Genomic DNA, 11256 nt, shown 5'->3' on the forward strand with positions numbered 1-11256 from the left:
GAAACTTTTGCAACAAGCATCCGATTCTCTTCTCAAAATTTCTGCTACCTCTTGATCTAAAGCATAGAGTTCAATTATCTTTTCCTCCAATCCTACAGGAACAGATCTTTTGCCAATTTCTACAGATGATAAAAATGCTACAGATATGTCTAATTTCTTAGCCATATCTAAGAGGCGTTCTGAATGATCAATGCGAAGTTTCCGTAAAATTTTACCAAAGGGTGTAAGCATCAAAAAAAGTCCTATTAGAGAAGAAATATTTCTTCTGATCCTAACAAATCTTTTTATGATTTTCTTCAATTATTGCGAATCAAGAGTTCTTTTCGGGGTGGTTTTTTATCCGTACCTGCTGCCCAAAGGGGCTCTAATTCTAAAAAATCAAAATCCCTAAAGATCTCTCGAACCGCATCACAATCATTCAGACTCAAGACAAACCTTCCTTGGATGCTTTTGAGAACTTTTGCCATACTCACAAAATCATCTTCAACAAAATTCCCAGAGCTGTAACACTTCTTCTTCACAAGATAAGGCGGGTCTAGGTAAAATAAACTGTCGGGTGCATCAAAAAGTTCAACAAACCTGATCCCACGATAAATTTAAGATCGTCGTATCAAGAAGCTTCTGTCTAACAGGTCTCATCCTTGATAACAGCTTTTCGGGATTAAATGCTATAGGCTTTTTCCTTCCAAAACTAAAAGAGACATAATCTTCTTTCCCATACATCACACAACGTTGGAGAAACAAAAAGCGAGCAGCTCTTTCAACTTTGGAAAGGCTTTCTGGTTCAATAGCCGCAAGTTCAAAAAACAACTGTCTTGAACAAACAAACCATTCTAGTCGTTTGGCTAGATCATCAAAATGGTTTTGAACGCATTGAAACAGATTCGTGATCTCTCCATTCAAATCATTAATCACGGAATATTTCACTGATCTTTTATTAGGAAAACAACGCCTTAAAGTCAAAAATTTACCTGCCATGGATTGGAGAGATGTGCCGGCTTTTTATAAAACACTTTGTCAAAAAATAACTATGACACAACTGGCTTTGCGTTTGCTTATTCTGATAGGGGTTCGCGCAAATCCTTTGCGTCATATGCGTGAGGATCAGGTTGATGGCGATATATGGACTATCCCTGCTGAAAATATGAAAGGAAAGCGCGATGCTACAACAGAATTTCGTGTACCCTTATCAAAAGAAGCATTAGACATTTTAAAACAAGCGCGTTTGCTCTCTCGCAATGATTTCTTCTTCTCTGCAACTGGTCGCGGTCCACTTAGTGATAAATGCATGTCGATTTACATGAAAAAAAATAATTTTGAAGCACGTCCGCATGGGTTTCGTTCTAGTTTACGCAATTGGCTCGCTGAAACAACCGATGCCCCCTATGAGGTCGCTGAAACCATTCTAAGTCATACGGTCGGCGGTAAAGTAGAGCGTGCCTATCGTCGTACTGATTATTTAGAACAGCGCCGTGTCTATATAGATAAATGGGCGGCATATGTCACGGGTCAATCTTAAGATATGGGGTGCATAACCCCATGATCTGTGGATAACTTTAGCTCTCTTTTCTCCCATTCTCTCTCAATAAGACTCATAAATTATCACATAAGAAATTGTATGATAAAATATTGTTTTCTATAAATAAAATACCTTCAAAAATAAACCAAAATGTGGTTAATAAATAGTTATGATTTGTTACCATTTTTATCGTGAAAGGATTTTAGTATGACAGAAAATGATATTCTTTTAACAGACCGTGAAAGTGCAAAACTGCTTCATATGAGTGTTTCAACATTTCGCCGTCATGTAACCAATGGCTCTTTGCCAAAACCTTTAAAATTTGGTTTTTTATCGCGTTGGTTACAATCAGATCTTTTGAATGTCATCGAGCAAGCAAAACAGCAACGTTATAACGACGCGGCATAAAAAAAACCTTGTCACATAAGGACGGACAAGGCTTTCTCAAACTCATCAACCTAGAGAGTGCACAATCCGTCCTATGACGCAACGTTATAGGATTTAAAATGATGTGTTCTTTTAAGAATGCGCAGGGCATTACACGTGCCTTGCATGGGGTTTGGCATGGATATTATGGGATAGCCCGTTGCCCTGCTCATGATGATAGGCTGCCTAGCTTATCCCTTACCAATGGACATGATGGGCGTCTTTTACTCACTTGTTATGCTGGCTGCTCTTTTAGAGAGATCATACAAGCACTCATTAGAATTGGCTTGCTTGGAAAACAAGCTTATGATCAGACGCTTTCTTTCTTCAAACAGTTTTGTGCTGATCTCAAACGAGCAAAACAGAAAGCAGAGAGAGTAAAAGCAATTTGGCAACAATGCCAACCAATCAAAAATACTTTAGCAGAAACCTATTTACGTATGCGGGGTATTACATGTGATTTGCCTGCTGATTTACGCTTTTACGACAAATGTTCGCACCCCTCTGGGGGTACATTGCCCGCGTTGATTGCTCTTGTTAAGGGGGCTGGTTCCTTTGCCATTCATAGAACCTTTTTACAAGCCAATGGCTGCAAAACAGACCAAAAACCAGCAAAAGCCATGTTGGGATCTGTAACAGGCGGCGCTGTGCATTTAAGTCAAGCCAATCCCAAACATCTGGTCATTTGTGAGGGCATTGAAACCGGTCTGGCTCTGCTGTCTGGGTTGTTATCAGAACCCGTTAATTTATAGGCGTCCCTTTCAACCCTATGAAAATGCAAAATAGATATAAAATATCTATTTTAATAGTACCTATTGAAGAAATAGTAAAAATACATTATATTAGAACTACTTTGTAACACATTAAGTGGTCGTAAAATGGCTGAGACGACATTTACCTTTCGCGTCGATGATGTATTAAAAAATGAATTTTCCAAAGCAGCAAAGGCGTGTGATAGATCTGCTGCACAATTATTGCGCGATTATATGCGCGATATCGTAAAAGAACAAAAAGAAAAAAGTGCATACGATTTATGGTTTCGGGAACAAGTTCAATTAGGGATAAATTCTGCTAATGCAGGTGATATAATATCTTCTGAAGAAATCGAAGCAGAAGCAAAGGAATGGCGCTTAAAAACACAAAGTAAACTCGATAGATCAACTTTATGAAGCTAATTTGGACACAAGTAGCACACGTTGACCGCAAAAAGATCCGTGAATACATATCACAAGATAATCCTTCTGCTGCCTTAAAGTTTGATCAACTTTTATCTGAAAAAGTAGAAAAACTTGTTAAACTTCCTACTCTTGGTCGTTTAGGACGAATTGTAAATACACGTGAACTTATTGTACATCCAAATTATATCATGATTTATGATATTTCAAATGGCGTTGTGCGTATTTTACGTGTGCTTCATACAAAGCAAAAGTTTCCTTAATCAACTGTATTTTTATTTATTTAGTAATTGAAGCAAATTATTTTCTACAATACTGCGCTCCGTATCAGTAAGTAATGATAGATTACTATTTTTATAATGTTGCGAATATGATTGCATAATGCACTTTGCACACCGCTTAGTTTCTGCTCGTAAAAATAATGATGATACTCTTGGTAAACGACGTTTTATTATCAATGATGTCATGGTCGAAAAGCTTAGGGAACTCTTAAAAGAAACCCCCATGGTCTCTTAATGGTGCGTGATGAATTGTCTGGTTTTTTAGCAAATCTGGAACCTAAGGGATATCAAACAGACCGTGCTTTTTATCTAACGGCTTTTAATGAAGATGATCAATTTACCTATGACCGTATCGAGCGTGGAACCATTTTTATCCCTCATGTCACTTTATCTATGATTGGAGGCATTCAACCCTCACGAATTATTCCCATCATTCAAGCAATACAGCGTGGAATAAACGATAATGGTTTACTGCAACGCTTTCAAATGATTGTCTGGCCCGATGACAATAAAGAGTGGCAATTGGTTGATAAACCGCCCAATCAAGAGGGGTGGCAAAAGTATGAAGGAGTTTTTCGCTCTTTTCGTGATAAACGCTTAGGGTCTCCCGAACAACCACTGATTATGCGTTTTTCTCCTAAAGCACAAGTGAAGTTTTATGAATGGTTCGAGCATCTTCATAAAGAGGCAAAAGGAGGTACGCATTCAGAAAGCTTACAATCGCATCTTTTAAAAATGCCAAAGACCATAGCAAGCCTTGCGTTGATTTTTGAACTTCTTGACACTGGTCGTTTAGAAATTGGACTCTATGCCATCACAACAGCGTTGCGTTGGACAAGTTATCTGCTAAGCCATACCAAACGTCTTTATGCGGCGGGAGATACATTATAACAGCAGAGCGTGCAAAATTAATTGTCGAGCGTTGTAATCATTTATCTGATGTTTTTACAGCAAGGGATATCTATAGACGGTGTTGGCGTTCTTTAAAAGACAAGGAAGCTGTGAAGCAAGCTTTAGAGCTTTTATGCCGTTGTAACTATATTCGTGAAATTTCTGAAGAGAATAATGGCTTAGGTCGGCGTCCTGATAGACGGTATGAATGGCATCCTTTCGTCAAAAGCAACAACATAAAACAATAAAGAAACCTCTTTTTAAGTCTTTAAAACATCACGCAAAACTCTTTTAATGGCATTCTCATCAAGGAACCTTTCTCCCCCAAAATGATCTGAGTGGCTTTGTAAAAAGAGTTTTGTCATTTTTGTCAGTTTAGTCAGTTCATTCTAGCCCCTATAGCATTTTTTTCAAATGGTAAAAAAATAAAAACATTATATTTCAATAGGTTAGTATCTTTAAAACATAACTCATATCAAGAGTACAATCTTTAAAGATAACCAATGATGTGAATTGATTAAAACTTGTCAGTTTGTGTCTGTAAATTGAACTGACAAACTAGATTATTTTAGTGAATCATAAAACCTATCAAAATACTCATTCTGATATTTTAAAGCCCATAGTATATTTATCTTGATTAACCCGTGAAACGAATAGCAAATTTCACTATTTTGCTGATCTGCTCTCTCTCATAGGCTGTGGATAAACAGCCTTTAAAAAACCTTTTGAAAAAAATTTATCCGCTTTTGAATGACTTTACCTCTTCTGATACTCGCTATTTATCCTAAATGGATTTAATTGACTTCATTTCGATTCTTTTGAAGAGAATTAATCAATAGAATATATTGTCATGGAGTCTGTTCTTTATGCTTCGCCCTCATCATTCTGATAATGAACACGTCACTTTACGCTCTCTCTTAGAATATTATCGTCAACGAGCTAAATCACCCCGTGAATTAGGAACATTGTTTGAAAACCTTATCATGGCTTATTTGACAAACGACCCGCTTCAAAAGCAAGAATACGAAAAGGTTCAAACCTATTGTGAATGGGCTAAAGAGCATGGAGAAGATGGAACTGATATTGGTATTGATCTGGTGGCTACAATCCGTGATGAAGGAGGTTATGCGGCTATTCAATGTAAATGCTATGATGCTTCTCACATAATTAAAAAAGAAGATATTGATAGTTTTATAGCAGCTTCTGGCAAGAAAATATTCACCCGTCGTATTCTGATTGATAGCACAGAAACAGATTGGAGTGATAATGTTGAACTGACTTGTGAGGGGCAAGAGGTTCGTATTCAACGCATAAACCTTTTTGATTTGGAAAGCAGTCAAATTGATTGGGGGGCGTATAAAGAACAAGGACAAGCCGTTCTTAAAGAGCAACCCAAAAAAAAGCTTTTAGATCATCAAAAAGAAGCCCTTGAGAAAGTCTGTGAAGGATTACAAGAAGCAGACCGTGGCAAGCTGATTATGGCATGTGGAACGGGCAAGACTTTCACCAGTTTGAAGATAGCAGAAACTCTTGCTGGGAAAGGCAAGCGTGTTTTGTTTTTGGTGCCCTCCCTTGCTCTTATCTCTCAAACAATTCGTGAATGGACAGAAGATACAGAAGTGCCTTTGCGTTCCTTTGCCGTGTGTTCCGATACACAAGTAGGAAAACGTCGTAAGAATAATAAAAATGATGCTCTTGAATTTGATAGCTCTGATCTTGCCTTGCCGGCTACCACGGATGCAAAAGAACTGGCTAGTAAAGCGGGTAAGGTTTCACATAATCTGATGACCGTGGTCTTTTCCACTTATCATTCAATCCAAGTGATTTCGGATGCACAAAAAGACCATAGTTTACCCGAATTTGATTTGATCATCTGTGATGAAGCGCATAGAACCACTGGGGCTTCATTGGGAACTGAAGACAATGAATCTGAATTTATCAAGGTTCATGATAACAGCATCATTCGAGGTAAAAAACGGCTGTATATGACAGCAACGCCCAAGATCTTTACCGATGATGCCAAAAAGAAAGCCGATGAGATCAATGCCGTTCTAGCTTCTATGGATGATGAAGAGCTCTATGGAAAAGAGCTTTATACCTATACCTTCTCAAAAGCCGTTCAGAATGAACTCTTAGCACCTTATAAGATTATTGTTTTGGGTGTTAATGAAGAGGAAGTAAGTCAATCCATTCAACATCTGATGACCGATGAAAATTATGAACTTATTCTTGATGATAAAACCAAGATCATAGGTTGTTATCAAGCCCTTGCCAAAATAGATCTAAAAGTTGATCTAAGTGATGACCCCAATCCCATGCGGCGAGCTTTAGCATTTTGTAAAGACATTAAAACTTCTGAACGTATCCGTGATACCTTCAATTCTCAAGAAATACAGGAAGAATTATTTAATCTTCATCAACTCTATAAAGAGACGCCGCCTCTTCACTGTACCTTTGCTCATATTGACGGAAAACAAAGTGCCAAAATGCGCAATAAAGCCCTTGATTGGCTTAAGGAAGATGCGGGGGAAAATAGTTGCCGTGTGCTCACCAATGTAAGATGTCTGTCTGAAGGGGTGGATGTACCCGCTCTTGATGCCATCATGTTTTTACACCCGCGTAAAAGTCATGTGGATGTGATACAGGCGGTGGGGCGTATCATGCGCCGTGCAAAGGGTAAGAAAAGAGGCTACATCATTTTACCCGTTGGGATCCCTGCTGGGGTTTCTGCTGAACATGCTTTACGCTACAATAAGAGATACAAGGTAGTCTGGCAAGTGATCAATGCTTTGCTTGCTCATGATGAGAATTTTGAAATCACCCTTAACCAGATGATTTTGGGGCAAGATGTTAGTGATTCTTTGGAGATTGTCGCCTTAAAGAGCATGACCGCGGTTGAGGATAAACTCCATATCCATGAAAAATCAGAACATATGGGGCTTGAGATTGGAAAAGCCGCTCATGAACCACAAATTATTCATAGCGTAACAGGAAGATTACCTTTTTATAAAGAGTTTCCCAATGCTTTGAAAACCCTTATTGCAAAGAAATTTGCTATTGCGGATTATTGGGAAAATTGGGCAGGCAATGTTGCTGAGATTGCTCAAAATCATATCACGCATCTTCAAAACCTGCTTGCTGATGAAAACAGTGAAGCCTTTCATGCTTTTGATGCATTTCATAAGGAATTAAAGAACAACTTAAACAGTGAAATAAAGCAAGAGGAAGCCATTGAGATGTTAGCACAACATCTTGTCACGCGTCCCGTGTTTGAAGCCTTGTTTGAAGGAAATGAATTTGTGCAAAACAATGCCATTTCGCAAGCCATGGAAAGGATCTTAACAGAACTGGATAAAACCAATATCGAAGAAGAATCCAAGGAATTACAAGAATTTTATAACAGTGTAAAGCTTCGTGCTTCTGGGATTACCACACCACAAGCAAGGCAAAATCTTATTATTACGCTTTATGAAAGCTTTTTTGCCAAGGCATTTAAGAAAACCACGGATAAGCTTGGGATTGTTTATACCCCCGTTGAGGTTGTGGATTTTATCATTCATTCTGTTGATGATGTGTTGCGTAATGAGTTTGGAAAAAGCTTGGGATCACGTGGTGTCTCTATTCTTGACCCTTTCACTGGAACGGGTACCTTTATCACAAGGCTTTTACAATCTAAACTGATCAAACCAGAGGATATGGAATATAAGTTCCGTCATGATATCCATGCTAATGAGATTGTCTTGCTTGCCTATTACATAGCAGCCATTAATATTGAATCGACTTATCATAGTTTGATGAAAGGGAATTATATCCCATTCAAGCATATTGGTTTGGCTGATACGTTTCGGATGCTTGAAGAGAAAAATCTGCTACAAAAATTATTTAAAGAAAACAGTGAATATTTAGAACACCAGAAAAACCTCAATATTGAAGTTATCTTTGGTAATCCTCCTTATTCGGTAGGACAAAAAAGCGCTAATGATAATGCAAAGAACACTCCCTATCCCATATTAGATGATCGTATCCGTGAAACTTATGCTGCTCAATCTAAAGCAAGCCTTATGCGAAATCTTTATGACAGTTATATTCGTGCCATTCGCTGGGCTAGTGACCGTATTGCTGATGCTGGGGTAATCGGCTTTGTTTCTGGCTCTGGTTATGTAGAAAAGTCGACAATGGACAGTTTACGAAAATCTTTAGCAAAAGAGTTTACAGGTATTTATGTACTTAATTTACGGGGTGATATACGTAAAAACATGTTAAGCAATGGAGCTGCTCAAGAAGGAGAAAATGTTTTTGGCAATGGTAGTATGACCGGTATCGCTATAACGCTCTTTATCAAAAATCCTAGTGTGTCTGAAGAGTGTAAAATTTACTATCATGATATTGGTAATAATCTCACAAGAGAAAAAAAGCTTGAGAGGCTTCAATACTTTGGTAGTATTGATGGCATTACATGTAAACAAAAATGGCAAACAATCACGCCGGATGAACATGGTGATTGGATAAATCAACGCGATAATAGTTTCGCAACATTCTTAGCTATAGGTGATAAGAAAGGACATGATAAAAAACTGTTTGAAACTTTTTCTCTTGGAGTTTCAACCAATCGTGATGCGTGGGCGTATAATTCGAGCCGTAAAGTTTTAGAAAAAAATATGACTAGTACGATTGCTTTCTATAATAGTGAAGTAGAACGTTTTAATAATGCTTATGGACATGTTGATCGTAGGATACGTAAAAATGCTGTAGACAATTTTGTTAACGTTGATGCTAAAAAAATCAGTTGGAGTAGTAGTCTAAAAGAAGAGTTTGTAAGAGGAAAAATTTCCGAATTTGAAAATAATTGTTTAGTTCAAAGTATTTACCGTCCTTTTACAAAGCAGTGGCTTTATTACAATAGCGTCTTTAATGAAGCGGTTTCTCAAATGCCGCGGATATTCTCGATGGAGCAAATAGTCGAAAATCAAGTAATACAAATTACAGGTGTAGGAGCAAGAAGTGGTTTTTCTGTTTTGATGAGTAAGGATTTACCTAACCTTCACGCAATAGATACAGGTCAATGCTTTCCAAGATATCTTTATGATGATACTACGATTTCAAAAAGCAAAAGTGAGAAACAATCCCATTTGTTTACGAATTCTACAGAGAAAAACACAACAGCTGATTTACAGAGGCGTGATGCTATTACTGATGAGGGGCTAGAACATTTTAAAGCCGCTTATCCTAATGAAACCATAACAAAAGATGATCTATTCTATTATGTTTATGGTCTACTTCATTCGGAAGATTATCGTGCTCGTTATGCTGATAACCTCTCTAAAGAATTGCCTCGTATCCCTTGTGTAAAAACTGCTGAAGATTTTTGGAAGTTTGTAACAGCAGGACGTGAATTGGGTCATTTGCACGTAAACTATGAAACTGTAGAACCTTATCCAGTCACATTTAAAAAGGGTAATCCAAAAGTTACAGAGATCTCTAATCCAGAAAAGTTTTATTATGTGACTGAAATGAAATTCGCAAAAGCAGGTAAAGGGAAAGATAAATCGATTGTTTTTTATAACAGCAATATCACAATAACAGATATTCCTCTTGAAGCTTATGAGTATATCGTTAATGGTAAACCCGCTCTTGAATGGGTTATGGGGCGTCAATGCGTTAAGACTGATAAAAAGAGTGGCATTGTTAATGATGGCAATCGTTATGCTGTTGAAACCATTGGCAACCCTGCCTACCCTCTAGAGTTGTTTCAAAGAGTTATTACCGTAAGTTTAGAAACCATGAAAATCGTTAAGAACTTACCAAAATTAGAACTAAGAGAAATTGAATAGACTTGGCTTGCTAAACTCACAAGGGGTATAGAGTCTTATAACCATAATCTATACCTCTCTTGTTAAGTTGATTAGATACAATCTTTAAAAAGAGTGCTTATATGCGTTATTCTAAAAAGAAATCATTTGCACTTTTAGATACTCTTATTTGGATTACTTTAAGAAACACTATCTTAAAGTGAATACGCTTCTTTTACATTGCCTTTAAGAGGTTATACCGTAATCTAAAATGATAGCTTTATTGTTTTCAAAAGCTTTGTTTAAAGAGGGTTATATATATTCATTTTCTTATATTACTTATAGGTTTTGAATGTTTCTCCCCCCCCCCCAAAAAAACCTACAAAACATATAGCATTAGTTGAATTTACAGATTGTATTTTGATATAGGTTGTTTTTTTGGAAACTTGATAAAAGTTAACATATTGAAATATAATGTTTTTAATTTTTTATCTCATTAAAAAAAATACTATAGGGGTTAGAGTTAACTGACAAAAATGACAAAAGTTTATTAAAAGGGATTTTGCTCATCTCTATAATTATCATTCTCTCTTTAGATGTTTTCATAAAAAGCAGTAAATCATAATTATCATATATTCTATTTATCATTTCTCTTATGAAAATGGAAAATGATGCCATGGCTATAAAGAACATAACAGCCATAGAGAATGCGTGAAAAAAGCAGGCTTTCATAATCACATGCAAATGAAGGCATGATTATAAAGACAGTCCCTATAAAAAGCTGTTAAGTTGCAAATGTGTTATTAAAAGAAATTAACAGAAATCTTAAAAACCATTTAGTAAAAAAATTGATAGGTTATAAAACTAAAAATACGTATGATGAGAGCATTTTTAAATATTATAAATGTATAGATTCAGAAAATAACGCAATCGTTTTATAAAGCCTATAATATATCTTTAAAAGAACATAAATATAAAAGAAGAAATTGATAAGCATAAGATATTATCAACACGAAACATATTAAAAAAAATAAGAAAAAATATCAAAAAGATAGAAATATTATTTGACAATAAACACGTATTTTGTTATATAAATATTCAAGTGCTGAAAACACTTAACGATTAGCGGATAGGTTACGAAACAATCTTTCCAAAGTCTTTAAAATACTGACTGT

The 11256-nt window shown here is 36.5% G+C and carries 5 protein-coding genes and 4 pseudogenes; 7 read left to right on the forward strand and 2 right to left on the reverse strand.

Annotation, left to right across the window (positions count from 1 at the left end; genetic code table 11):
• On the reverse strand, nt 1-231 hold a 231-nt coding region (locus tag ACFIKQ_RS08635), incomplete at its 3' end, for a helix-turn-helix domain-containing protein (protein ID WP_375656279.1).
• A 65-nt stretch (nt 232-296) separates the two neighbouring features.
• Nucleotides 297-945, reverse strand: a pseudogene (locus ACFIKQ_RS08640) (DNA adenine methylase); the annotation flags it as partial.
• Here ACFIKQ_RS08640 and ACFIKQ_RS08645 point away from each other — a divergent pair.
• The 7 genes and pseudogenes from ACFIKQ_RS08645 to ACFIKQ_RS08675 all read left to right on the forward strand — a co-directional run.
• Nucleotides 935-1519: pseudogene (locus ACFIKQ_RS08645) on the forward strand (tyrosine-type recombinase/integrase); the annotation flags it as partial. The pseudogenes ACFIKQ_RS08640 and ACFIKQ_RS08645 sit on opposite strands and share 11 nt — an antisense overlap.
• A gap of 207 nt (nt 1520-1726) precedes the next feature.
• A complete protein-coding gene (locus ACFIKQ_RS08650; protein ID WP_015856172.1) occupies nt 1727-1927 on the forward strand; it encodes an AlpA family transcriptional regulator in 201 nt (66 codons plus the stop codon).
• Nucleotides 1928-2025: 98 nt separating this feature from the next.
• Nucleotides 2026-2694, forward strand: a pseudogene (locus ACFIKQ_RS08655) (virulence-associated protein E); the annotation flags it as partial.
• A 129-nt stretch (nt 2695-2823) separates the two neighbouring features.
• Complete coding sequence (locus tag ACFIKQ_RS08660) at nt 2824-3114, forward strand: CopG family ribbon-helix-helix protein (RefSeq protein WP_208439813.1); 291 nt, start codon at nt 2824-2826, stop codon at nt 3112-3114.
• On the forward strand, nt 3111-3383 hold the full coding sequence (locus ACFIKQ_RS08665; protein WP_004856836.1) for a type II toxin-antitoxin system mRNA interferase toxin, RelE/StbE family: 273 nt from the start codon (nt 3111-3113) through the stop codon (nt 3381-3383). The genes ACFIKQ_RS08660 and ACFIKQ_RS08665 overlap by 4 nt, the downstream gene beginning before the upstream one ends.
• 160 nt (nt 3384-3543) lie before the next feature.
• A pseudogene (locus ACFIKQ_RS08670) lies at nt 3544-4540 on the forward strand (DUF3987 domain-containing protein); the annotation flags it as partial.
• Between the two features lie 618 nt (nt 4541-5158).
• Nucleotides 5159-10123 (forward strand): DEAD/DEAH box helicase, encoded by a 4965-nt coding sequence (locus ACFIKQ_RS08675; protein WP_375656280.1) that lies wholly within the window; start codon nt 5159-5161, stop codon nt 10121-10123.
• Nucleotides 10124-11256 lie beyond the last annotated feature (1133 nt).

Origin of the sequence: Bartonella sp. MR63HLJHH, from assembly GCF_042194155.1 — a bacterium.
In the GTDB taxonomy this organism is placed as follows: Bacteria; Pseudomonadota; Alphaproteobacteria; order Rhizobiales; family Rhizobiaceae; genus Bartonella; species Bartonella grahamii.

Excerpts from the sequence above, each read along its gene's own strand:
- ACFIKQ_RS08650 (WP_015856172.1), top strand. The coding sequence starts at position 1,727 with ATGACAGAAAATGATATTCTTTTAACAGACCGTGAAAGTGCAAAACTG.
- ACFIKQ_RS08660 (WP_208439813.1), top strand. The coding sequence starts at position 2,824 with ATGGCTGAGACGACATTTACCTTTCGCGTCGATGATGTATTAAAAAAT.
- ACFIKQ_RS08665 (WP_004856836.1), top strand. The coding sequence starts at position 3,111 with ATGAAGCTAATTTGGACACAAGTAGCACACGTTGACCGCAAAAAGATC.
- ACFIKQ_RS08675 (WP_375656280.1), top strand. The coding sequence starts at position 5,159 with ATGCTTCGCCCTCATCATTCTGATAATGAACACGTCACTTTACGCTCT.